We start from the raw sequence: 25277 nt of genomic DNA on the forward strand, positions 1-25277 counted from the left end.
GCGATCTCGTCGGGTTCGCTGACACCCGCGACCCGATGAGCACCGAGCACCACCGCACAGCCTGATTCGGGTAGCGCATGGCTATCTGGCGACCGCCCTGTGCCGGCGCCCTGAGCTGGGTCGCGGGCGTGCAATGGCCCGAAGGCAACGAAGACGCCATGTGGGCGATGGCCGAGGACCTGGAAGCCGCTGCCGCTCGAGCTCGCGAGGCCATCCAAGACGTCATCGCACTCAGTAACGCCACCGAGGTCGCCTACCCATCCGGACGCGGCGGCGACGCGATGCGAACCTGGCTCGAACAGTTCGAGGGCGAGGACGGCTCACTCGAAAAGCTCGCTCTGTCGTACCAGGAGCTCGCCGACTCCGCCGACAAGTTCGGCACCGAACTCCAAGCCACCAAACTCAACTACCACGCCGGACTGATGTGGTTCGTGGCCGAGATGGCCGCCGCCGCACTGATGGGTCCTGGCGGTCTTGCCTACCAGTCCACTGTCATCGCCATGGCCCGTACTTTCTTCCAGCGGGTCGCCCGCGCCGCGCTGCAACGGATGGCGGCGCTGGCAGGAAGGCAACTGAGCAAGGCGGCCGCCGAGCGCGTCGGCATCATCGCGGGCGCGCTGCTGTACGAAACCGTGCAGGAGTCACTCGAAGAAGTGTTCCAGGGCACCGCCCAGGAGTACGGCATCCAACGGTTCCAGGTCAGCCAAGGGCACCTGGACCAGGTCGACGGCGCCACAGTGTGGCAGAACGCGAAGATCTCGGCCGTCGCGGGCGCCGCCGGTGGCCTCACCGGCGGCATCCTCAACAACGCGGCTACGAAACCGGTCGGTAAATGGGCGGCCGCGGCGCAAGGGGCCAGGATCGGTGCCACGGCGGGTGTCGCGGGTGGTGGCGCTGCCTACGTCGCCACCGGGCTCATCGCCCACAACTGGGAATTCGACCCGCGCTCGATCACCAGCGGTGCCATTTCGGGTGCCGGACCCGGCGCTGTCAACGGGTATCAGAACACCGTCGACGGCAGCAGTTCCCGACCACCGACCTCCCCGACGACCCCCTCGACCGCCCCGGGTCTCGCAACACAGACCAGCGACACGTCGGCAGGTGCGAGAGCGGCGACCGCCTCGACGGCCGGGCCGACCACGCGCCAGTCCGACGTTTCCCAGGCATCGGCCCCGGCGAATTCCGTCACCGCGAGCACCGATAGTGCGCCCGCCGTATCGTCGGCCGCCACCAACATCACATCGACATCGACATCGACATCGACCACAAGCAACAGCGCACCGGTACCGCCCCGCTCGTCTTCCATCGGTGCCACGACCAGCACATCGAACTCGATACCCTCTGCGGCACAATCGGTATCGACGAGTTCAGCCACCTCCACGCCGACGCCCGCTGCCGGTTTGGCGGACTCGGCGATGAATTCCCCCGACACGGCACCGCTGTCGGCCGCCTCGACCGGGACGATCGCCGCGACGATCGACAGCACCGCGACCTCGGTGACGAACGCCGACGTCGCCACGACGGCCGGCCCGCCCGCCGCACCATCGAGCACCGTCACCGAACCGGACACAATCGACCAGCCTGTTACCTCCCAGTCGACCACGGATTCCGATCACGCTGTCGCTCAATCCAATTCAGTGCACTCGGCGGAATCGCAGGTCGCCGAATCGACGTCACCAGCACCGACCACATCGGCCACCGCGGTGCCTGCCGCGCACGCACCGGACCCCCGCGGCCACCTGACCGGCCCGAGCTCGACCACTCCGCCCTCGACCGCAGTCCCGGCGGGGATATCGACACCGAGACCCATACCGGCACCAGCGTCGACATCGCGGCCGGAACCCAGCACCGTCAGTGGCACCCAACGCAGCGAAACAGTCGCGACCGCACGCGCGTCGCCCAGCGAGAGCGACACAACCGCACACGTTGTCGATGCGGCATCGCACCGCAGCGTGAACGCGGAGATCGGCAGTGCCGACGCTGTTCCCGACACCACCAGGACAGACCCAGCCACGCAGCGCCGCCCTGACCCTGCACTTACCTACGACGCCAGGCTGCCCAGTGGCGAAGGTGTCCGCCACCGACCGACCGGCACCTCCATCGGCGAAGACGCCCATACCCACCGGGCCACCCAGAATCTGAACAACGACGGTGCCCACGACGTGGTCGTGCACGGTCGAGCCGACGGCCTGCCCATGCCGGGTAAGCGAGTCCCCGTCCATCCGCAGGAGATCGTCGACGCGATCCGCGCCAACCCGCACTACCGTCCCGGCACGCCGGTGCGCCTGGTGTCCTGCCACGCGGCCAACGGTTGGGCGCAGTACGTCGCCGATCAACTCGGCGCGGTCGTCACCGCACCTACCGACCGGGTCGGCGTCCCGCGCGAGCCCAATTCCGCCGCGGTGATCGACAACGGCGGTCGGTGGCGCAGCTTCCGTCCTCAGCGGGTTGACGAAACACCGCCGAACAGTAGGGAATTCACGCCACAGCTGACTCGTGACGGCGCCGATGTCGCTGATGGTGCGACGACACAACCGGACTCGGGCCGAACGGACTGGATGTCCGACGACGGCCCACCCCGCGCACCAGCCGCCGCACAGGTACGACCACCACCAGGTATGACGGAACTACCCGAGCCCGGGGTGGATGCCCGAATGCTGGGGTCACTGGATCTGTCCGACCCGGCCGTCACCACCGACGACGGCGATCCACCCGCGATCACCCATATCGACGGTGAACATGTCGATGACTTCTCCCGGCGACTCAGTGCCGAGCGCGGTGCGGCTTATGTGCGCGCCGCCGAGGTCGATCCCGCCGTCACTGCGGCCTACGAGGCGGCCAAGGCGACCGTCGTTCAGCTGAAAAGCGCGAAGATCGCAGCAAGTTCCGAAGTCCACACCGCACGAGAGGCCCTGACAACGGCCAAAGCCGCACTGCGCGACTCGACGGAACGCGGGCGGCCTACGGCCGAGGAACGCGTGCGCGCGGCGGAGTCGTCGATGCAATCAGCGATCGAGACCGCCAAACAGGCCCAACTGCGGCTCGACGGCTTCCAGTCGCGCGACCAGCTGGCCACGGCCAAAACTGCCTACGAACAGGCAAAGAAGGCTGGGCTGTCTGCCGCGCAGCGTGGCTTTGTCACCGCGATCACCATCGACCGCCTCACTGGCCGCGTCTACGAGGCCGCCAACGGTCCATCGAAGTACACGATCCATCCCGACATGTTGCATCGCACGCTTTACGACAACGTCGCGCGACTGCAAAACCCCAGTGAGCTCGCGAACAACCCGGTCGACCACCCCGCGTTCCCCCACGCCGATCACCCCCTCGGCCATGCCGAGATCCGAACCACCAACGCCGCCATGCACGACCGCGAACTCCTCAACAGCGCACCCGAGCATGCCGGGCGCTACCCCACCGACCACGACGGCCTCGCATCGATCCTCAACTCCCCGTTCGTGCCGAAGATCGCCGAGGAGGCGCCGTGCTGCGCGAACTGCACCCGTGTTCTGATCGGGACCGAGAGCACCGCAGGCCACATCATCGACGAGGGCGCGCCCAAAGTCGACCACATCAGCCACGCCGACGTGGCCCGCACCGCCGACGACGAACACCCGCTGCGCCCGCGCCTGGTTTCCACCGCCTATCCCGACACCCACCCGGCAGCGGACCGCGACACCGACTGGATGTCGGACAACGATTCGCAACCACCCGACCCACTCCACGATCTGCCATTTCTCGACACCAGCGAAGGTGATACCGATGGGAGCGCAGCGCGACGGAGTGCAGATGAGTCGGACGCCGGTGCCACCGCACGAGATGACCGAGGGTCGACGCCGAGCCGCCGAGTTGACGGGGATACCGATCCCGCCGTCAGCCAAGGAGATAGCCGCCTACCGCGCCGCGGGCCTGGAGCCCCCGAGCGAGTAGACCTCGACCCGACCCTCGCTTCATTCCCCGATCGAGGCGAGGGTGCGCACCCAGCCGCGCGAGACCACAGCGCCGACGATATTGCAGCACCAACCGACTGGATGTCGGACGACGATTCGCACCTACAACCGGATCGGCAGGCGCCGACCGTACCGGACGACAGTGGGGATCTGACCGGACCGCCGGCTCCTGATCACGCGACACCGCACGTGCCGACGAATTCGGTGGTGCGCGAACGGCTTCGAACGTTGAGCAGGCAGATCACCGCCGCCGCGACGGAGCAGCATTCGGCCCGACGGCAACTCTCGACGCTCGCGCGAGAGCTCGGCATCGATCCGGGAAGGAGCGGCCCACGAACGCTGGCCGACCAGATCCGGTCCGCGGCGCAAGCACGAATCGATACCGCCGCACGGGTTTACGAGCAGCAACCGAGCACTCCGGGAGAGATGGTCCACTATATCTACCGGCGTCACGCGGCCGAGCGCACGATCGACGCACTGGCAACGCTGAACAACCGGGCGGAGCGGCAACTGGACCGGTACCTCCAGGCGCGCACGATCGAGAGCGAGCTACGCGCGGAGGCAGGACGGGGCGCGGTCGCCGACATTCTCACCGCGGCGGGAGCAGACGTCCGATCCGAGGGGTTCGGTGTCGTTCCCGGACGCCCGCCGCATGCCCTCGCCGTGTCGACCACCGACCCGCACTCGCTGCTGGACGACAGCCGTCGGCGCGAACTCCAGGACGCCGGGATCGGCATCGAGTACCGCCGAGTGATCATCGACGACGCAGGCAACGTGCATGTTTTCGACCTCGCCAGCTCGCCGAGCCACACCACACCGGCGCGAATCCCCGGACCCGAGACAGACCTCGGCGACCACTACCGGGCCGGCGATCGCGCGCTGGAGACGGCGCGGCAGCGGGCGGTCGGACAACTGGGGGACGCTTACCGCCGATTCGCCGGCGAGACCCGACCCGAGTCGCCGCTCCAACGCGACCCAGCGGTGTCGCAGCGAATCGACAGAGCCCGGGTGGAGGCGCTCGAGCGCATCCGGCAGACCCATCGAGCGATGGCGACCGAACTCGACAACGCCACGCGAGAGGCACTCGGACGACTCGGCGAACCGACATCCGCACCGACGCCCGATCCGACACCGAGCCAACCCCCGGTGCCCGCCGTGCGCACCGGGACGCGCGAGCGACTACGTCAGGTCGTGACCAGGATTCGCGAGCAGGTGGCGGAATTGAACCGGGCCGTCGCGACTGCCAAACACCCGTCCGGCTCCGGCATCGACGGCAAGGGCCAGAACGAGCTCTTCCACACGCCGTTTCGCGTCAACGCCGCGAACGAACATCGCCTCCCCGCCGAGCAGGAGACCTTCGCAGATATCCAAGCCCCCAACGCCGCGCGAATACTGCACGAGGCAGCGGTCCTGTACAAGAACCGAAAGCTGCTCTGGCGCAACTATGTCGGATGGACCGAAGCCAGCACCGATACGCCGCCAACTCGCCGTTCGGACGGTACTCCGTATCGGTATTGGAACGAAGGTGCCGTCGAGAATGCCGATGACCAGGAGTTCGTCCGACTCGAATCCGAACGGACAGCTGCTATCTGGAGGCAGATCACGCAGCCTGCCGGAGCCGATCCCGATGCCCGTTCGGACATCGATCAGGAGACCGTCGCGCAGAACCCCGAGCTGGTTCGCCGCCTGCAGCGTGCCGCCGCACCCGCCGCCGCCGACACCATGTTCGCCGAGACCAACCCGGTCGATTCCACCCAGCTCGAGCCCGAAGCCCGCGCGGCCTATGCCGATGCCCTGCGCCACGCCACGCTCCTGCAACGACGAGCCGAAGCGCTTGATCTCACGCTGACCGATCTCGGCCCTGTCGCACTACGGCAGGCCACCGCCGAACTACACGCGCGCACGGTGCGTCTCGCCGGTGCTGTCGAGGCGTCCGTCGACACCTGGCAGCGGTTGCGCGGCGAAGACACGCGCATCCCGTTCGCCCGTGAAATCGATGTCACCCGAACGAACTCCGGGTCTCGGCTGCTTCGTGAAATCGCGGGCGAGCAAGCATCTTTCGTCGACCGGTCGGTGGCCAATCCATCGAATATGGGCAGCGGTCCCGAATTCCCGTCACCCCAGGACGAAGCCGTCTGGCAAGCGGAAGCGGCCAGAAGGACCTCGCTACGCAACGAGGCGGCGGCGTGGGCGGCCTACCTCGATGTCGACGAGGTCGTGGCGCTCGATGACGCACGAGCTCTGGAGCAGGTTCTTCGTGACCGACTGGCCTCCGACATCCGAGAGTTCGCGGACTTCGTCCAGCGATCCGAACAGTATCTGCGGGTCCAAGCCAGGCTGGACGCCCTCACCGGCATCGATCGCGCGCCGGTGGAATCCGCCCGCGCGCCCGCGCGGCTGGATCCGTCGGAACTGGGACTCGCGAGCGATATCGACCTCGCTGTCGTCGAGCTGGCGGGGCGATTGGGCATCGATCGCGCCGCACTCGACCCCGTGCGAATCGGCGAGACACTCCAATCACTACGCCGCGACAACATCATTCGTGCCGGCAGAGTCGAGGCCATTGCCGCGCTCGCCCATCACCAGATCGCGTGGGCCGCCGCGGTGGCGGCGAACAAGTCCGAGACCGAACACAACCAGCCGATGCCGGTCATCGAACCGGGCCGGCCGTTCCCGGTCCCGAATCGGGTCGATTCCGATGCGTTCCTGCGCGATATCATCGGCAGCCACGATATCGCGACCGCGCTCGAATCGGCGCTGACCACCATCGATCCGAACGCAGACTGGCTGCGCTTCGCCCTCGTCTACGACACCAACTTGAAGTCACACGAGGTCGACGCCGTCGCCGCCGTCGTCCGAGCCGATATCGCCGTGCTGACCGATCGCCTGGCTCAGCTGGAGTCGGGTTTTGTGGTACCCGACCCGACGCGAACAGCGGATCGACTTCGGGCCGAGATCGCGCGGCGCGAACACTGGCTCGCCACCCTTCGCGCGACGACGAGCAAGCCCGATGCCGAGCGGATCACACAGACCCATCAGGAGATTCGCGCGGAGATTACCCTCCGCGCGGCGGAAATCGAAGCGCTCGCCGACCGCACGATCCGCAGCGGCCTGTCCCCGCGCAACACCGACCCGAATCCCGCGGTGGCAACCGGCACCGGGCACCCACTGGCGGACACCGCGCACCAGCTCGTCGGTCGCTTCACCGAAGCCGCCACCACGATCGTCGAGGAGTTCCAACAGCACGTCGGCGCCCTCGATGCTCGCGCCGATACGGCACTGGCCGACGATGTCGCCTGGGAACCAGCCGGTCCGGCACGCCGCCACGAGGCGACCACTCCCGAGGTAGCGGACGCGCTCGCCGACCTCGCCGGACAGGTCGAACACGCTGCGACACAGCGCGATTCCTCGGCAGACGCGCTCGGGGCGATTGCCCGCGACCTCGGCCTCGGTATCCGCGGACCCCGCCAGACGTGGCAGGCGATCACCGACCACCTCGGCCTCCGACGCGAGGAATCGCGGCGCCACCAACACAATGCCGACCGACTCATGTTCGACTACCTACGGGCCCGGGATCGGGTCGACGACCTCCGCACGGAGCTGCTGGCTCGCGCCGCTGCGGATGTACTCGAAGCAGCGGGCGCCGTCGATCACCACGAGGGCGTCGGAACGCTACCGGCACCCGCCGCGAATGTGCTTGCGGTAACCGGTGATTCGGACCCGCACCGCCGCACGTTGTCGGCGAACGATCATCGACGCCTGCTCGAGGCGAATGTCGCGGTGACCTTCCAGCGGGTGCTGATCGGCGAGCGCGGCGAAGTTCATGTCGTCGATCTGCGACTCCGTGGCGGTGGCGACCCGACCTCCGGTCCGCTCGGGGATCCGCGGGTGCCGCCGAGCAGCCCGGTCAACCTCGCCGGCCCTTCGACGGAGCAGGGATTCCCAGATCCGGCAGCCCAGCCGGATTCAACCGCTCGACCCGCGAATCCGCCACCACCCGAGAACATCCCGCGCGGGCTGCTGCCCGATTTCAGCCAGGTCGACTACGAGTTCTCGGTGAATCCTGTTCAGGAACACGAGGATCCAGCACTGCAGCAGTCCATGGAGGCGCTGCTCAGGACGCCGAGGGGAGAGTTCGAAACACATTTCGACCCAAGGACCCACCCGGCCGCGCAGCACGTCAATGGCGAGGGACCCGGCGGTCCGGGACGGCTCAACAACTGCGGCTGGGCGGCGATGGCGGGGATGTCCACGTTCTTCGGTGATCCGAGGGTGGCGCCGAGGATGCTGCCGGTCCTCGGCCCCAACGGGACGGCGGTGTATCAGGGCGGCCTCGATCGCGAATACATCAGCCGCTGGCTCGGTACCGACTGGCTGCAGTTCGACCCGGCGATGAGTATCGAAGACCAGTACCGTGCCCTGCACGATCTGGTCGCCGAGCTCGGCCCCGGTACCGCCGTCTACGTCGCCACTCGCTGGCAACGACTCGATCAGGACGGCAACCGCGTCTTCCGGCCCGACGGTTCGGCACGCCTGACCGGCGGTCACGCCACACTCGTCGTGCATCCGCGAGATGCCGACACTCCCGTGTGGTGGGACACGCAGGAACTGACGGCGACCGATCATCCACCGGCGAAGATGCTGCGCGAAGCAGGAGCCCTACAGGTCGGGATCGTCCGTGCGGACGGCTCGATCTTCGCTCCCATCGACGCCGTGGCATTCGCCGCCAACCATCGCATCGCCGCGACACAATCGTGGACCGCATTTCCGTCGACCGACCCGGCCATCCAGGCCGTGGTCGACAGCCCATCGCACGGGCAGCCCCAGGACGCGACGACAGGATCCCCCGACAAACCGTTCACGCTCAACCTCGCGCCGAGCCGACCGGGTATCGCCGATGCCCACGCCCGGTACGGAACCGAAACCGTCGCCGGCGTCGCCCATCACGCGGACGACGCGGACCTGAACGATCTCGCCCAGCGAGTTCGACGCGACGACAACTACTTCACCGCCGACGTCCATCTCAGCGACGACGGCGAAGCGATGATCGGCGGGCATCGGTACACCGCTGAGGAATACGGCGATCTGCTCCGTCAGCACACGAACTGGGACGGCCGAAAACCCATTCGTCTCATCGGCTGCGACGCCGCCACGGTCTCCTTCGCCGCCCGCGTCGCCGCACACCTGGGCACCGACGTCCTCGCCCCCACCGCCCGCGCCTGGACCGACGGACACGGCCGCGTCTACACCAGCGGTGTCGAGATCGACTCGAACGGCAATCGACGGCCACGCATCCCACCCGACGGCCAGTGGATCACCCACCACCCCGACGGAACGACGTCGCAGACCGGACCGGACGCCTTCGCTCCCGGCACCTCGGCGATCGACCGGTCGTCGCTGGACCCGAACAGGGCCCGAGATCGCGGTTGGCGGGACCGTTTCCGCACCGAATCACGGGGCGAACGTGCCGCCGGGACGCAAACACCGTCGTCGGAGTCCGCCCGACCGACCGCGACTGCCCCTGCGGAGCACTCGGCCACACACCCGGATCCGCAGCCGATCACCGCGCCGACCCACCCAACCCGGCCGGCCGCCACGACCGAGCAGCCAGCCGTCGACGCACCCGTCAGTCCATCCGACTCAGCGATTCCGACCGCCGTCGATCCGCCACAACCTCAGTTCATCGCTCCCGACCTGTCCGCGATGCCGCCGCTGCGGGACTTCATCAACGGATCCAGCGACGCCGAGCTCATGGACATCCTCTCCGCTATGAACGGGCGGTACGGACCGTTCGATGTACGGATCGACAAGGCCGAATACTATGATGTCGAGGACCGGGCCGATCTGGAGGCGCGATTCGATGTGAAGGCCACGGTACATGACCCAGAATCAGGAAAAGTCGGCAAGATCGAATACTTCATATATCTCGATGACGACGGCAACCTGGTTCTCTTCCATCAGCTCATAAAATTGGAAACATCCGCCCAGGGTCAGGGTTTCGCCGCCCACTACGCCCTCGCGATGAACGATTACTATGTCCGCTCCAAAATCGATTTCGTCGAAATAAAAGCAGGACTCAGCGGGGGCGGATACGCATGGGCACGCCAAAATTTCTTGTTCAACCCTTCACCGGACAAACTGAGGAGTTCGGTACACAATATCCTGAAACGAATCCGTACCGAGTACCCGCATTGCTCAACTGACGAGCGCACAGCGTTGGATGAGATCGCCAGTCGGCTCACCGGCGACGTGGACGAATATCCCAAGCCGAGAGAGATCGCCGACCTGGCAGGCGACGATGGGGCGCTGGGAAAACGGATACTGCGAGGCTCCGAATGGTGGGGCAGAATCGAGTTGAAAAATGCTACCTGAGGATCGGGACTTCATCACTGAACGTGAGAAGGCGATGTTAGATCATTTCAGCACATTCGTCGAACGGCATAATTTGAGCCCGGACCGCACGCAATGGCCGGAAGATTTCGAGCTGGATTACTACAGCGAGCGTGTGGAATTGGAATCCGACTGGCACCGGAAGGCCGACATCCGCGACGAACGTCGCAGAGCATTTTCCGAAGATCCCCGGGTCGCCCCGGTTGTCGATGGATACGATGAAGGTGGCCGCCCGCTCGCCCGCCGCCCGCTGATGAAGAAGGTGCACGAGCGTCTGCTGAACTATCTAGAGTCCGCTCCGGTCATCTGGTCGGAGCCGGGATTCGGCGAAGATGAATTCGCCCCGGGCGAATTCGACGTTCCACTGACCTACCGCACCGATGGAGCCTGGATCTGGGCCGGGGCCGTCCCGCACTATTTCCGAAAGCATGGTTTCCCGCCGGCCCGCGATCTCAAACGCCACATCATCGACAACGAGTTTCCGCCGATAGAAGTCGGCGACCGAAGAAGTCTGCGCGCCCGAGAAATCATCGCCGGGATACGAGAATCGGAAGGTGGTATCCCGCGTCTGGCCCACGTCTACGACGGCCGCGACGCGGACGGCCGACCCTTCGCCGACCGTCCGCCAGTGCCGCACAACCTGCAGGCACCGCTGCTGACCTACCTCGAATCAGCCCCGATTATCCTGTCCGCCCGCGGCTTCGACACAGACGAATTCACCACCGGAGACAACGACGTCCCACTGAACTTCCGCACCGACGGCACCTGGATCTGGGCGGGTGCGGTCCCCCACTACCTACGAAAACACGGACTCGCCCCCGAACCCGACCTGATCCAACACATCATCGACAACGAATTCCATCTCACCGAAGTCGACGAGAGAACCAGGCAGCGCGCACTCGGGGTCATCACCGGACAATAATCAACACCGCACACCGGCAGCCCGAATAGTCGGTTACGTATCGGGAGGCATATCAGGAAGACCTGCGGGCCCTTCATCGCCGCATCGCCGAACATGGGCCCGGATCAGCGGACTTCGTCGAATTCACGCGGCAAGGTGTCGGCCAAGAACTGGGTGGCCGACACCAGGACTGGAATGACAATTAAGCTAGCGTATGAGATTACAATAAACGAACCGCTAGACCTTGCGCGCCTGACACTATTACGCAAGACCCTGGGATTACGTGCATGCGGCAGAATGGATGACGATTGGGACTACAAATTTGGATACAAGGACCTCAAGGGCGACGGCATTCAGGCTGTCGAGTTGACCCTATGGCGAGCAGACGATGCGCCGTGGCACCTCACAGTTTCATACTCGACCGACAATATCCCAACCTCCGAGGAACTGGCCTGGTGGCAGGCCAGAATTATCACTGGAGTCGAAGCTGCCGGCCTTTCTGCAACAATCCGAAATTGACAACTGCGCCAGGCGCCGGTGGGGGGCATCTGACATCGTGGCTTTGACACATCAAGACTTCATCAGAAATCGCGAGAAGGCGATGTCGGACCATTTCACCGCCTTCGTCACGCGACACGGCCTGAGCGCAGACCGCACACAGTGGTCAAGAGACGCCGAATTGGACTACTACTGCGAGCGGGTCGAATTAGAATCCGAATGGCACCACAAGGCCGACATCCTCGAGGAACGCATAAGAGCCTTCAGCGAACCTCCTCGGATCGCTCCCGTAGTTGATGGATACAACGAAGCCGGGCGTCCACTCGATCGCCTTCCGCTGATGAAGAAGCTGCACGAACTACTGCTCACCTACCTCGAGTCAGCACCCATCATCTGGTCGGAACCCGGATTCGGCGAAGATGAATTCACGCCAGGCGAGTTCGACGTCCCGTTGAACTACCGCTGCGACGGCGCGTGGATCTGGGCCGACGCCGTTCCTCACTATTTCCGTAAGCATGAATTCTGTCCCCACTCCGCACTCGTTGACCACATCGTCGGCAGTGAATTCCCACCCATTGAACTCAGCGACGAGAGAAGGCGACTCGCCCGCGAAGTGATCGCCAGGATCACCGACGCGGCACCGCCGAGCCCGCGCTTGGCCCACGTCTACGACGGCCGTGACGCCAACGGCCGACCCATCGTCGACCGTCCGCCAGTGCCGCCAGACCTTCAGGCACCTCTGCTTACCTACCTCGAATCCGCCCCGATCATCCTGTCCGCCCGCGGCTTCGACACAGACGAATTCACCACCGGAGACAACGACGTCCCACCGGACTTCCGCACCGACGGCACCTGGATCTGGGCGGGTGCGGTCCCCCACTACCTGCGCAAACACGGACTCGCCCCCGAACCCGACCTGATCCAACACATCATCGACAACGAATTCCAGCTCACCGAAGTCGACGAGAGAACCAGACAACGCGCGCTCGGGGTCATCACCGGACAATAATCAACACCGCACACCGGCAGCCCGAATCGTCGGTCACATACCGGGAGACATATCAGGAAGACCTGCGGGCCCTCATCGCCGAAAACGGGCCCGGGTCAGCGGCCTTCGCCGGAATCACGTGGCAAGGCGTCGGCCAAGAATCGGGTGACCGGCCTTGTTGGTCATCGTCGAGAGATAGTTCCGGCATTATTCTCAGGCGCTGGACCACACAGACCGACTGGGCTTTGACGCAAGGATTACAATGAAAAGACTGCGTGCATACAAGATTTTCCTCGCCGAACCGGTCGACCAGACAGGACTGAATAACCTGCGCGCGGTCTTGGGATTGCACCCACGGGGCAGGCTGAATGACGACTGGAACTACGAATTCGGGTACAAATACCTTAAGGATACCGGCGTCCAAGCCGTCAAACTTGTTCTGTGGCGCGCAGACGATGCACCGTGGCACCTGACAGTTTCATACTCAAACGACAACATCCCAACCGCCGAGGAATTGAATCGGTGGCAGGCCGAAATTATCGCAGGAGTTGAATCTACCGGGTTTTCCGCAACTATCCGAGATAGCCCGGAACAATAGCCGGGAACCCGGGGGACCTGAGTCACGCGCCGGGTGACCAAGTGTCGACTAAATGGCGACATGTGACGAGTGCAAACATCACTTGGAGTCGCACGCTGGGCCAAGCCCTCGCGATGCGAACTGATGCGAGGCTCCGAATGGTGGGGCAGAATCGAGTTGAAAGATGTTACCTGAGGACCGAGAATTCGAAATGGAGCGCGAGAAGGCCCTCTCCGATCATTTCGTATCCTTCGCCAACAGGCATGACTTGGGCCTCGACCGTACCCAATGGCCAGAGGATCTCGATACGGATTACTACTGCGAGTACGTGGTATTGGACTCCGAGTTGCTCACAAAGGGTGGCATAAGGGAAACGCTCCGCAGGGCCCTTACCGAGGATCCCCGTGTCGCCCCAGTCGTCGACGGATACGACGAGGAAGGCCACCCACTCAACCGCCGCCCACTGATAAAGAAACTTCACCAGCGTTTGTTGGATTACCTGGAGTCCGCGCCAATTATCTGGTCGGAACCCGGATTCGGTGAAGACGAATTCGCGCTCGGCGAGTTCGACGTCCCATTGAACTACCGGTGCGATGGTGCGTGGATCTGGGCCGGCGCAGTCCCCCACTATTTCCGTAAGTATGAATTCTGTCCCGACTCCGCCCTCGTCGACCATATCGTCGGCAACGAATTCCATCTGACCGAAGTCGATGAGGCAACCAGACAGCGCGCGCTCGGGGTCATCATCGGGCAATGACCAGCACCGGCCAGAACAGTCGGTCAGGTGGCGGGAGATACCTGGTTCCAGATCTTTTCGCTGAGGCGGTGCGCGATGTCGGCCAAGGCTCGGCCGTTGTTCGACGGTCCGAACGCGGGGCCCGGGCGTAGGCGTAGGGCGAGTTCGCCGAGCATGCTGCTGACGTGAACGCCGCTCAGGCCGGGCCACCGGATGGCCGGGTGCCGTTCATCGAACGAGTCTGTCGCGAGGAGGCTTTCGATCGCTGACGCCTCCCCCTCCAAGGTCACCGGAAGCATGCGGCCGTCCAGGTGGGCGAGCCGACTTCGCAAGTGCGACACCGGGTCTCTGACCGGGTGGGTTCGGCTCGGATCTGTTCGAGGTGGCCGATCGCGCGCCACGAGATAGAGGTCGATCAGTGCGGTGGTGGCAATCGGGTCGGTGAGCAGACCGTTCCCGTTCTCGTCGAACGTGTCGAGCCACCGGATGCCGGCGTCGCGGAGCCGTTGGTACTTCGTGTCGGGAACGCCCGACGGAATCGCGGGAATTTCGCGCCGGAAATCCGTGCGAGCGCGGAACGCACTCGCCGCATCGGCGACGACCGCGGCGAGCGGCGCTCCGCCGCTGTCGATCCCGAACGCGGCACCGGGCAACAGCCTTGCCGACAGCTCGTCCAGCAGATCGGCGACCACAGCAGCTTCGACCGGGGAGAGCTCCAGCGGGCGGTAGGGGGTTCGGGCAGGATCAACGAGGGATTCCTCGACGTAGCGGCCGAATTCGGTCAGGCCGTAGGGCTCGGTTCGGTGGCGGGTGAGCGTCCCGAAATGCAGGAAGTGCCGCGCCGGATCGGCCGAGGAGGTAGCGGGCAGCGTGCCGCGAATCCGGTGCTGGATGTCTTCCGCGGCAGTCAGGCAGTCGGCTCCGAAGCCATTCGGATCATCGAGCACCTCGCACAGCGAAAGCACCGACTCGCGCAGTTCTCGGTACTCGCGCATCGACTCCAGCGAAAGTGGCTGCACTGGAACGATATACGTCGAATCGGTCGATACGAGATGATCGATGGGGGCCATCACGCCGGGATGACCGGGAGCCGGGTGTACGCGATCCGGAGCAGTGACATACAGCCTGGTCGGGCCCGGGTAGAAGGTGGGGCGACCGTATTCGGTGTGCGCGAGTAGTTCGGCTGCCAAATCCTCGGCGATGATTCCGAGTTCGGATGCCATCGGCAGCAAGCCGAAGGTAATGCCGGGACGGAGCCTCGCCGCGAGCTCCTTCAGCAGAATCCCAGCCGCGAAAGCGACCTGTGCTGTCAGCACGACGAGATCTGGTGTGCTGTCACCTGATTCGGCGCTTTCTGCCTCGGCAGCCAGCCGCGCACGGATGTCGATGGCCTCATCCAGCAGGGTTCGGCCCGCGACGCTGCGGAGGAAGAGGCCGGGATCACCACCGTGCGGCACACCAGCAGGCCGGTCCGACTCGACGACACCGGCCAACGCCTCGAATGCCTCGACCACGGATTCCTCGTCGACCGGCTCGGTGCCCATGCCCTGTTCGGCAAGCGAATCCAGCAGGCGGACCACCGCATTACGCAGGTCCGAATCCCGCACTTGTTCGACACCTTCCAGCCAGGACTGCCAATCGTCGAGATCGGAAGCGGGCCTCGGCCGTGGTGCACGCGCGGAAAGGTCCTCGGCGATTCGGTCGGTGAAGTCCGCCATGGCCACACCGGTGGCGGACAACCCGAATGCGGCGCCCGGACGCAGTCGTGCGGCGAGCTCGCGGAGCAGATCGGCCACGATGGTTACCTGGAGAGCTGTCAGTCGAACATCCCGCACGTTCGCAGCACTCTCGAGGAAGCGAATGTCGAACAGCTCGATCGGCGAACCATTCACCGTCCCCCACATCATCTGGCGACCGGGATCGATCGGAACGCGCCCAGGTAAGGGCCCGACCACCGCGCCCTGAAACGCGGAGAATACCGAGTCGACAATGTCGACGGTCCGCACCGGCGGGGTCTTCTCGCCGCACTGCCGTACGAACTCGATTACCGCGTCACGGAGCACGCTGCCCGGCGCCACGGACAATAGATCGTCGTCTGCCATTCGAGAACTGTGTTCCGTCCATCGTTGCCCGGATCCGGCGCGGAGTTGTCCCGCCCCACGATCCCATCCTAAGGCCGTGCGGCGGTCGTAGCGATCCAGCGCCGTCACACATTTCGTCGCTGGGCGTGCCATCCTCGAAAGATGAGCGCACCGCCTCACTCCACCGAGGAAGCCATCGACTACCTCACGAGAACCGTGGGAATCTATCCGCACTTCGACATCGACTCGTTCCCGTACGGCTGGCTGGTCGTACCCTGCCCCAGCCCGGAGGAAGAGGCCGCTGGCAGCTGGATGCTCGGCTACACCCAGCGGATCATCGACGCGCGTACCGGCGTGATCACCGAGTTCGGCAGCGGCGCCTCGCCCACCGAAGCCATCAGGCAGTACAGCGCCTTCGTCGAAGACGGCACGCCGATGTCGGGCATCCAGATCTATCCCCACCGCACCGAAATCCACGTTCACCGGCTGGAGGAAACACCGACCGCGATCGAATACTTCGCCCAGGTTCACGATGTCGTAAACGGCGAACCCCGACCCGCCTTCATTCTGACCATCAACAAGCAGACCGGACACTTCGAACCCACCGATGCGGCATCGGCAACGATCTTCGACTGGGCGACAACGTCATTCGAGACAGATAGCGTGTGGCCGACCAGCGGGACAGTGCTAGGACCGCTCGGCGCGTAGGGCTTTCACGATCGTGGAGACTCGGGCATTGACCATGGAAACGAGACGGTCAGCGGTCACGGGGGTCGCTGTTCGCGCCGTGGTGTCGTTGACGGCGTAGCGGCCGTCACCGGGGACATCACGCCAGGTCAGGGTTCTGCTGATCAGGCCGTCGGGGCCGTAGATCGAATCTCCCTGGGCCACTTCGATCGTCCCCGCGCACGCCGAGGGGCTCATGAAGTCCCGGTGGAGCCTGGATGCGGAAGCGCCCGCCGCGGCGAAGATTCGCGCGGGGGCATTCTGTTCGGTGGGGGCAGGCGCGGACGGCAGCGGGATTTCGCTGTGGCGTCCGGGTTCGCAGGCGGGCAACAGGTCGACCACTGCCTTGCCGATGCTCACCGCTTCGCATTCGGTGATCGTGTATCCACCGCCATACCAATAGGATTCGCCCGGATGCTGGACGATGGTGTACCCGCGGGACCCTTTGCGGGTCGCCAGGACGCGAACACGGACCGCGGGCGATTCGCCGCGCACCGTCTCGTCCACACCGAAGGCGGTGATGCGGATGTCGGGGCGCGCCATCTCCGCGATTCCTGCCCGGAAGTCCGGGCCGAGGCGGTGGTCGAGATCGGCGAGCGCCTGCCTCTTCTCCTCCTCGAACTCGCGGTGGGCCGAAGTGCGGGTCGTGAAGAGGAACGGGGCCGGGTGGTAGTCGGTGGTCACGTGTTGCCACAGGGCGAAGAACTCGGTCTCGGTGAATCGCCAGGATCTGTTCATCGGCCAGCGGCCGTCGTGGTCGGGGCGTCCGGTTCCTGGAACGCTTCGGGGTCTTCGCCGATCACGGGGTTCACGACCACCTGCGCCTCGCCCAATCCGTCGTCCAGGTGCGTCGCCGAATCCAGGTATTTGGCCCGTTGATGGGAGTCCTGCCGATTCCCTTGTCCGGCACCGGCACCCGCGGGGCCCATGGCACCTGGCATCCCGGCTCCACTGCTCGCCGAGACCGCACCGGCAGTCGGGGACACCGATCCTGCCAGACCCGCGCGGGGGAAAAGGTTCGACGGGGCGCCTGCCCGCAAAGACGGGACCGCCGCGCCAGCTGCGCCGCCGCCACCTCGAGCACCGCCACCACCACCAGGGGAAGTCGAGCCGGGCTTCGACGAGCTCGGTGAACTGGCGAGGGCCGACACCGGCGAGGTCGCCGTGGGGGATGTCGATGGAGTAGACGTCGTCGGCGTGGTCGACGGTGAGGACGAATCGGAGGTGTCCGTGCCGGCTGTGGTCGGACTGGTCGACTCGGTGGGCGAGGTGGACGGGGTGGTGTCGGAGGTCTGATCGTCGGAGGCGGAGTCGTCGGTGGTTGTCGACGGGGTCTGCGTAGTAGGGGTTTGCGTGGTCGGCGTTTCGGTAGTCGGCGTCTCCGGAGTCGTCGGCGTCTCCGCCGGGGTCTCGGTCGGTTGCGTCACCGGAGCGCCTGAGTTGTCTCCACCGCCACCACCAGCGCCTGCCGACGAGCCACCACCATTGCCGAGACCCGCCCCTGGTTGCTCTATTGCGGGAAGGTCGGCGGGCGCTGTCGCGACCGGGCTGGCGACCGAGGGCATCAACGGTATCGAATTGCTTGCCGTCTCGGCATTTTCGGGATACCAGTTGTCCCAGGTCGTCCGATAGTTGTTCAGTTGCTGAGTAAAGGCGCGTTCATCGTTCTGGTGTTTGGCTCGGTAGGTCTTCTCGCTCTGCACCGGAAGGCCCGGATAGAGCCCGGCCATCGAGCCGTGGACGAGGGCCAGATTGTCGCTCATCAAGTCCATCGCGCCGACCAACTGCTTCGCGGAAGCCGCGTAGCCGAAGATCGCGGCTTGCGCACGAGCACCTGCCGGGCTGTCCATTCCGGTGGAGGTCGTCCGCTGCAACTCGTTGCTGAACGTCGACAGTCCGCCATCGAGGGTGTCCGAGAACGTACCCCAGGCCGAGGCGGCCTGCTGGACGGAGCTGACGGAACCGGAGATCACATATCGGTTCCGGTGGAGGTCATCCCATGTCAACGAACTGCCGGTCGTTGGTGCGGCGATGCTGGGGTAGCGTTGGCCCTGCTTGTTCGCCAGATCCTTCAGCTCCTGACTCGGCTCCGGCTTCTGCGGCCGAGAGCTCGGAACTTCGCGGCCCCTCGTGTCCTTCTCGACAACTTTCGGCGCGTTCACAACGCGCTCGGTCATCGTGACCTTGCTGCCGTCGGCTCCGCTCAGCGCGGCATTGCGCAGCCGCGCGAACTCGGTGGCCGCGCTCTCATCGGAGGACACGTACCGCCGTTCCGCCTGCACGAAGGTCTCGCCGAGATCCGTGACAGCCTGCTGGTGTTCCCGGATCCGCTTCTCGAGATCATCGCCGGCAAGATTGAACTGCGACGAGAGCGCCCGCCCGCAGGTCAGATCATTGATCCAGTTGACGTACTGCACAACGGTCATCCTGGCCAGAATGGCATCGAAGATCGCGACGAACCGTGCGCACGCCTGCGCGCACTGAGCCGCAGTTCCCACCTCGTAGTACAGCCTGCCGCTCGATGCCTCGGTCATCAGGCCCGACGCAGCCCCATCCGTCGTCACCACGGCCCCCTAGCCTCCGAGCACACGGCCGATCCGACCCGCGCGCCTTCGCTCCATCCGCTGCGATCCTACGAGACCTCGCGTCGACGCGCTCGGTCGGCGAAATGACAAGGGGCCCTGCCGTTCCGAGGAACGACAGGACCCTGGTCCGGGAATTCGCTTGTCTTACAGCGCTTTCAGTTCCTCGGTGACCGCACCGACGGACTTCTTCGCATCGCCGAACAGCATCGAGGTGTGGTCGGCGTAGAACAGCGGGTTGTCGATGCCTGCGAAGCCGGAGTTCATCGAGCGCTTGAGCACGATGACGCTCTTGGCCTGGTCGACGTTCAGGACCGGCATGCCGTAGATCGGGCTCGACTTGTCGTCGCGCGCGGCCGGGTTGGTGACGTCGTTGGCGCCGATGACCAGGACCACATCGGTGCGGTTGAATTCACCGTTGATGTCGTCCATTTCCTTCATCGCGTCGTAGGAGACCTCGGCCTCGGCGAGCAGCACGTTCATGTGACCGGGCATGCGACCGGCGACCGGGTGGATCGCGTACTTGACCTCGACGCCCTTGGCCTCGAGCAGCAGCGCCATCTCCTTGACCGCGTGCTGGGCCTGGGCCACGGCCATGCCGTAGCCGGGGACCACGATCACCTGGTTGGCGTAGGCCATCTGGATCGCGGCGTCGGCGGCCGAAGTCGCCTTCGCGGTCTTGGCTTCACCGTCACCGGCACCGGCGACCGCGCCGCCGCCACCGAAGCCACCGGCCACGATCGCGGGGATGGAGCGGTTCATGGCCTTGGCCATCAGGTTGGTGAGGATGGTGCCGGACGCGCCGACGATCATGCCCGCGACGATCATCGCGGTGTTGTTCAGCGCCAGACCGGCGGCCGCGGCCGACAGACCGGTGAGGGCGTTGAGCAGCGAGATGACGACGGGCATGTCCGCGCCACCGATGGGCAGCACGACCATCAGGCCGAGCACACCGGCGAGCACGAGCAGCGCGATCATCCACAGCTGCGAGACGCCACCGTTGTCGGCACCGAGGCCGATCACCACGGCGCACACGATCGCGCCGACGAGCAGCAGCAGGTTCAGCGGCTGCTGCAGCCGGCCGATGCCGATCGGCTTGCCGGACAGGATCTCCTGCAGCTTCGCGAAGGCGATGATCGAGCCCCAGAAGGAGATCGAGCCGATCACCGCGGCGAACAGCGAACCGATGATGATGTGGATCGTCGGCTCGGAGTGCAGCGCGGAAAAGCCGTCGCTGTCGACGAATTCGGCCCACGCGATCAACGCGACGGTGCCACCACCGACACCGTTGAACGCCGCGACCAGCTGCGGCATCTCGGTCATCTTGGTGCGGATGGCGGGCGGAACACCCAGTGCCACACCGACAATGAGACCGGCGGCGATGAGAATCCAGTTGAGCAGGGCGGCGTGGCGCACCGAGATCAGCGTGGCGGCAACGGCCAAAGCCATACCGACAGCGGCGATCTGGTTGCCGCGCACGGCCGTCTTCGGGCCGGTGAGACCCATCAGGCCGTAGATGAACATGGAGAAGGCCACGATGTAGAGGCCGTTGACCAGGTAGGTCATATTGTCGACTGCGTGCATCACTCGGCCGCCTTCTTCTTACCCTTGAACATGCCGAGCATGCGGTCGGTGACCACGAAGCCACCGATGACGTTCAGCGTTCCGAACACCACGGCGACGAACAGGATCACCTGCACCAGCAGGGAGGGGTCCTTCACATTGCCCAGGGTCACCAGCGCGCCGAGCACGACGATGCCGTGAATGGCGTTGGTGCCCGACATGAGCGGGGTGTGCAGGGTGTTGGGGACCTTGGAGATCACCGCGAAGCCGACGAAGCCGGACAGCACGAGGATCGCGATATTGGCGAGAAGTTCGGTGTACATCAGGCTTCCACCTCACGGGTGACGCAGGAATCCGCCAAGACCTGATCTTCGAAGTCGGGGGCGAGCTTGCCGTCGACCAGCATCAGTTCCAGCAGCGCCGAGATGTTCTTCGAGTACAGCTCGGAAGCGTGCTCGGGCATCGTGGCGGGCAGGTTCAGCGGCGAGGCGATGGTCACCTCGTGCTTGACCACGGTCTCGCCGGGCTCGGTGAGTTCGCAGTTGCCACCGGTCTCGCCGGCCAGGTCGACGATCACGCTGCCGGGCTTCATGCCCTCGACAGCGGCCGCGGTGACCAGGCGGGGTGCGGGGCGACCCGGCACCAGCGCGGTGGTGATCACGACGTCGAAGCCCTTGATGGCGTCTTCGAGTGCCTTCTGCTGCTGGGCCTTCTCCTCGTCGGTGAGTTCACGGGCGTACCCGCCTTCACCGGCGGCGTCGATGCCCAGGTCGAGCCACTGCGCACCGACCGAGCGCACCTGATCGGCGACCTCGGGACGCACGTCGTAACCGGTGGTCCGGCCACCGAGACGCTTGGCCGTTGCCAGCGCCTGCAGACCGGCGACACCGACACCGAGCACCAGCACGGTGGCCGGCTTCACGGTGCCCGCTGCGGTGGTCAGCATCGGGAAGAAGCGGGTCGACTCCGACGCGGCGAGCAGCACGGCCTTGTAACCGGCCACGTTCGCCTGCGAGGACAGGGCGTCCATCACCTGCGCGCGCGAGATGCGCGGAATCGCCTCGACCGCGAAAGCCTGCACACCGGCGGCTTTCAGCGCACCGATCTGGTTCTCGGCATTGCGCGGGGCGAGGAAACCGATCATGGTCTGCCCGGACGACAGCTTGGCCACCTCGGCGTCGCTGGGCGGGGCGACCTTGACGACGACCTCGGCCGACCACGGATCACCGATGGTCGCGCCTGCCTCTACATAGGCAGCGTCGGGAATGAGCGCGCCGAGACCCGCGCCGGCTTCCACGATCACCTCGACACCCTGCTTGGACAGGGTGGGGATGATCTTGGGCACCAAGGCGACTCGCCGCTCACCCGGGCCGGACTCGCGAACGACTCCGACACGCGCTCCGCGCGGCGAACCCTCGCCCACGTTTTGCGTTGTCTCCACTAGTCAGACTTCCTTCTCGTGCTGGCTTCGAGCCTGGGAACAACAGGTCAGCCGACGTTACCCATGAGTAAGTTCAACTGAAATCCTGGCAACTGTACTCGGCTCGCGGTGAGCCTAGCCGAGATGCCCGTCACAACCGCTAACTGGACGCAGGACCACAAAACGGACACCTCGGCCCTGATCAGCCGTGACAACGGGCTCTCGACCCGGCGGGCGCCGATCGGCGCCCGCACTCAGATTCGTCGCCGCTGGTAGGGGCGCACAAGACCGCACATGATGGTCGGTTACTAACCTCGACGTCCGACTCCTGGTCGCGCTCCGTCGAATCGGACGATACGTGACGCGGCTCATTTACCCCGCACCGTCGGGCTGTTGCGCGACCCAGCTCACACCGTAGGGTCGAGGCTGTGAACGACTGCGTCTTCTGCCGGATCGTGGCGGGTACCGCACCGGCGACCATGGTCTACTCCGATGACGCGGTGTGCGCGTTCCTCGATATTCGTCCCATCACCCGGGGCCACACCCTGATCGTTCCCAAGGTCCACGCGACCGAACTCGACGATCTGGACACCGAACTCGGCGCCCAGCTCTTTCGCACCGGCCACCGCCTCGCCCGCGCCCTGCGGGTGAGCGGACTCGCCAGCGACGGCGCCAACCTCATCCTCAACGACGGCACCGCCGCCTTCCAGACCGTCGGCCACGTCCACCTCCACGTGGTCCCACGCAAACACGGTGACAAACTCAGCTTCGCCAAGGGCTTCCTGCTGCGTCGGCCACACGAACCGAATTCGACCGCAGCGGCGATCCGCGCGGGCATCACCGCGCTCGATCAGAGCGAAGAAGGAGCACAGGGATGACCGAGCCGACGCCGGGCCGCGAACAACTCACCGACCTGCTGGCGCAGCAGTGGGAAACCATCGGCCTGCTGGTCGCCGACCTCGACGAAAAGGCGTGGCGCCGACCGTCTCCGCTGCCCGGCTGGACCCTGTTCGACGTGGTCGCCCACGTGATCGGCACCGAGTCGTGGCTGCTCGGCGAGACACCGCCGCCGCATGATCCGTTGCGCCCCAAGACCGATGTGCGCACCCTGCCGCACGTCCGCAACGAAGTGGCTGTGCTCAACGAGATCTGGGTCGACCGGTTGCGCCCGCTGTCGGGCAAGCGACTGCTCGCGCTGTTCGACGAGACCACCGAGCGTCGCCGCGCCGCGCTGGCCGCCATGGACGACGACGCCTGGCAGGCCTCGACCGTCTCACCGGTCGGGCAGGTGCCCTACGGGCGGTTCATGCGGGTCCGGCTGTTCGATTGCTGGATGCACGAACTCGACCTCGCCGACGGGATCGGGCGCAGCGTGTCCGAGGGCGGCGCGCGGGCGGAGGCGGCGTTCACCGAACTGACCCTCGGCCTCGGCCGCGCGGTGGTGAAGGGCGCCAAGGCGCCGGACGGTTCGCTGATCACCCTGGAACTGACCGGGCCGGTGACCAGGCAGGTGCATCTGTCGGTGGCAGGCGGGCGCGGGTCGGTGCTCGACTCGGCCGACGGTGATCCGACGGCGGTGATCCGTTTGGACTCAGGGCTTTTCGCGCGACTGCGGGGTGGACGGACGACGATCGACCGGCATCTCGACGAGGTTGTCGTCGAGGGTGACACGGCGCTCGGTGAGCGGCTCGCGCGGAATCTAGCGTTCACCATCTGATGCGACTCTTCCTGGCGTCGTACAGGTTCGGGGGTTTCGCCGATCGGCTGGCCGGGCTCGTCGGGGCGCCGGGGCGGGTCGCGGTGATTCCGAACGCGTGCGACGCGTGGCCCGATGCGTGGTCGTCGGCGGTGACCAGCGACGTGAAACCTCTGGAACAGCAGGGTTATTCGCCGGAGGTGCTCGACCTGCGCGAGTACGTGGGGCAACCGGAGCGGCTGGAGCGACATCTGCGCGGGTTTCCGATGGTCTGGGTGCGCGGCGGCAACACTTTCGTCCTGCGTGCCCAATTCGCCCGCAGCGGAGCCGATTCCGTGCTTCCCGCGTTGCTGCGCGAAGACGCACTGGTCTACGCGGGTTACAGCGCGGGGGCCTGCCTGCTCGGGCCCGATCTGCACGGGCTGGAAACCATGGACGACCCCGCCGAAGTACTACCCGCCACCGGCATCGAACCGCAGTGGGACGGACTGGGATCGGTCGATCGGCGACTGATCGTCCATCTCGACTCCCCCACCGATCCCGACGGTGATGCCGCGGTGATGCTGGCGCACTGTGTGGCCGAAGGTATTCCGCACTGGGCACTCACCGACAACGATGTGGTCCTGGTCGACGGTGATCGCACCGAGGTACTCAGGTCCTGACCGCAGTGACGACGGCGGGCTTGCGTCGGAAAACGATCCAGCGCATCGCGCTGTACATGTACACGGCCTCACACGCACCCGCGACCAGCCTGGCTACGTGATACTGCAGGCCGAGCGCGGCCAGACCGGAGCCGACGCCGAGGATGAACGCGAGATAGTTCACCAGCACCACGACCACGTACACCGCCGCCTGCTTGCCCATCGGAGCGTGCGAATGGAAGTTGAAGGTGCGGTTGAGCACGAAGGCGAGCCCGAACGCGACGATGTAGGCGAGGGTGATCGACAACCAGACCGCAAGGCCGAGACCACTGCGCAGAAACGTGAGCAACAGCAGGTCGACACCGAAGGTGAAGGTGTTGATCAGCGCGAAGCCGAGAAACGTCGCGGGCACATACCGGTCAAGCCCCCACGGCAGGCGCGCGACGACCGCCTCGCACCAACGGGTGAACCGGTCGGCCACCGACTCGGTGACACTCGCCTGATGCTCCACGCCGCCAGCCTGCCAGC

17 protein-coding genes are annotated in these 25277 nt (G+C 65.5%); 10 read left to right on the plus strand and 7 right to left on the minus strand.

Features of this window, described 5'->3' with window-relative positions:
* Positions 1-77: 77 nt before the first annotated feature.
* The 6 genes from ACFWUP_RS20750 to ACFWUP_RS20775 all read left to right on the plus strand — a co-directional run bounded on the left by ACFWUP_RS20750 (position 78) and on the right by ACFWUP_RS20775 (position 14061).
* Positions 78-10322 carry a toxin glutamine deamidase domain-containing protein gene (locus tag ACFWUP_RS20750; protein WP_379236639.1) on the plus strand — a complete coding sequence of 3415 codons (10245 nt, stop codon included), beginning with the start codon at positions 78-80 and terminating at the stop codon, positions 10320-10322.
* A gap of 34 nt (positions 10323-10356) precedes the next feature.
* Positions 10357-11262, plus strand: coding sequence for a hypothetical protein (locus ACFWUP_RS20755; RefSeq protein ID WP_379236641.1), 906 nt, complete (start codon positions 10357-10359; stop codon positions 11260-11262).
* A gap of 135 nt (positions 11263-11397) precedes the next feature.
* A complete protein-coding gene (locus ACFWUP_RS20760) occupies positions 11398-11760 on the plus strand; it encodes a hypothetical protein (RefSeq protein ID WP_379236643.1) in 363 nt (120 codons plus the stop codon).
* An 82-nt stretch (positions 11761-11842) separates the two neighbouring features.
* On the plus strand, positions 11843-12748 hold the full coding sequence (locus tag ACFWUP_RS20765) for a hypothetical protein (RefSeq protein ID WP_379236645.1): 906 nt from the start codon (positions 11843-11845) through the stop codon (positions 12746-12748).
* Between the two features lie 241 nt (positions 12749-12989).
* On the plus strand, positions 12990-13325 hold the full coding sequence (locus tag ACFWUP_RS20770) for a hypothetical protein (protein ID WP_379236647.1): 336 nt from the start codon (positions 12990-12992) through the stop codon (positions 13323-13325).
* A 190-nt stretch (positions 13326-13515) separates the two neighbouring features.
* On the plus strand, positions 13516-14061 hold the full coding sequence (locus ACFWUP_RS20775) for a hypothetical protein (protein ID WP_379236649.1): 546 nt from the start codon (positions 13516-13518) through the stop codon (positions 14059-14061).
* A 23-nt stretch (positions 14062-14084) separates the two neighbouring features.
* On the opposite strand, the gene ACFWUP_RS20780 is transcribed toward ACFWUP_RS20775, so the two are convergent.
* Complete coding sequence (locus tag ACFWUP_RS20780) at positions 14085-16142, minus strand: hypothetical protein (RefSeq protein WP_379236651.1); 2058 nt, start codon at positions 16140-16142, stop codon at positions 14085-14087.
* Positions 16143-16283: 141 nt separating this feature from the next.
* Here ACFWUP_RS20780 and ACFWUP_RS20785 point away from each other — a divergent pair, with 141 nt between their 5' ends.
* Positions 16284-16829 (plus strand): hypothetical protein, encoded by a 546-nt coding sequence (locus ACFWUP_RS20785; RefSeq protein ID WP_379236653.1) that lies wholly within the window; start codon positions 16284-16286, stop codon positions 16827-16829.
* Here ACFWUP_RS20785 and ACFWUP_RS20790 read toward each other — a convergent pair.
* The 5 genes from ACFWUP_RS20790 to ACFWUP_RS20810 all read right to left on the minus strand — a co-directional run bounded on the left by ACFWUP_RS20790 (position 16809) and on the right by ACFWUP_RS20810 (position 22433).
* Entirely contained in the window at positions 16809-17585 is a 777-nt protein-coding gene (locus ACFWUP_RS20790) for an ESX secretion-associated protein EspG (protein WP_379236655.1), read from the minus strand. The two genes, ACFWUP_RS20785 and ACFWUP_RS20790, sit on opposite strands and share 21 nt — an antisense overlap.
* Positions 17582-19411 carry a hypothetical protein gene (locus ACFWUP_RS20795; RefSeq protein WP_379236657.1) on the minus strand — a complete coding sequence of 610 codons (1830 nt, stop codon included), beginning with the start codon at positions 19409-19411 and terminating at the stop codon, positions 17582-17584. The genes ACFWUP_RS20790 and ACFWUP_RS20795 overlap by 4 nt, the downstream gene beginning before the upstream one ends.
* 165 nt (positions 19412-19576) lie before the next feature.
* Positions 19577-20995: an NAD(P)(+) transhydrogenase (Re/Si-specific) subunit beta gene (locus ACFWUP_RS20800; RefSeq protein ID WP_379236770.1), complete on the minus strand. Its 1419-nt coding sequence runs from the start codon at positions 20993-20995 to the stop codon at positions 19577-19579.
* Positions 20996-21012: 17 nt separating this feature from the next.
* Positions 21013-21315: an NAD(P) transhydrogenase subunit alpha gene (locus ACFWUP_RS20805; protein WP_056818017.1), complete on the minus strand. Its 303-nt coding sequence runs from the start codon at positions 21313-21315 to the stop codon at positions 21013-21015.
* On the minus strand, positions 21315-22433 hold the full coding sequence (locus ACFWUP_RS20810; protein ID WP_379236659.1) for a Re/Si-specific NAD(P)(+) transhydrogenase subunit alpha: 1119 nt from the start codon (positions 22431-22433) through the stop codon (positions 21315-21317). The genes ACFWUP_RS20805 and ACFWUP_RS20810 overlap by 1 nt, the downstream gene beginning before the upstream one ends.
* A gap of 407 nt (positions 22434-22840) precedes the next feature.
* On the opposite strand from ACFWUP_RS20810, the gene ACFWUP_RS20815 reads away from it, so the two are divergent.
* Genes ACFWUP_RS20815 through ACFWUP_RS20825 form a run of 3 tightly spaced genes read left to right on the plus strand, consistent with a single transcriptional unit; the run spans position 22841 to position 24770 of the window.
* Positions 22841-23290, plus strand: a complete 450-nt coding sequence (locus tag ACFWUP_RS20815) for an HIT family protein (protein WP_379236661.1) — start codon at positions 22841-22843, stop codon at positions 23288-23290.
* Entirely contained in the window at positions 23287-24129 is an 843-nt protein-coding gene (locus ACFWUP_RS20820) for a maleylpyruvate isomerase family mycothiol-dependent enzyme (protein ID WP_379236663.1), read from the plus strand. The genes ACFWUP_RS20815 and ACFWUP_RS20820 overlap by 4 nt, the downstream gene beginning before the upstream one ends.
* A complete protein-coding gene (locus tag ACFWUP_RS20825) occupies positions 24129-24770 on the plus strand; it encodes a Type 1 glutamine amidotransferase-like domain-containing protein (RefSeq protein WP_379236665.1) in 642 nt (213 codons plus the stop codon). Before ACFWUP_RS20820 ends, ACFWUP_RS20825 begins: the two co-directional genes overlap by 1 nt.
* Here ACFWUP_RS20825 and ACFWUP_RS20830 read toward each other — a convergent pair.
* Complete coding sequence (locus ACFWUP_RS20830) at positions 24760-25260, minus strand: GtrA family protein (protein ID WP_379236667.1); 501 nt, start codon at positions 25258-25260, stop codon at positions 24760-24762. The genes ACFWUP_RS20825 and ACFWUP_RS20830 overlap by 11 nt on opposite strands.
* Positions 25261-25277: the final 17 nt, after the last annotated feature.

This window comes from Nocardia sp. NPDC058658 (assembly GCF_042716665.1).
Taxonomy (GTDB): Bacteria; Actinomycetota; Actinomycetes; order Mycobacteriales; family Mycobacteriaceae; genus Nocardia.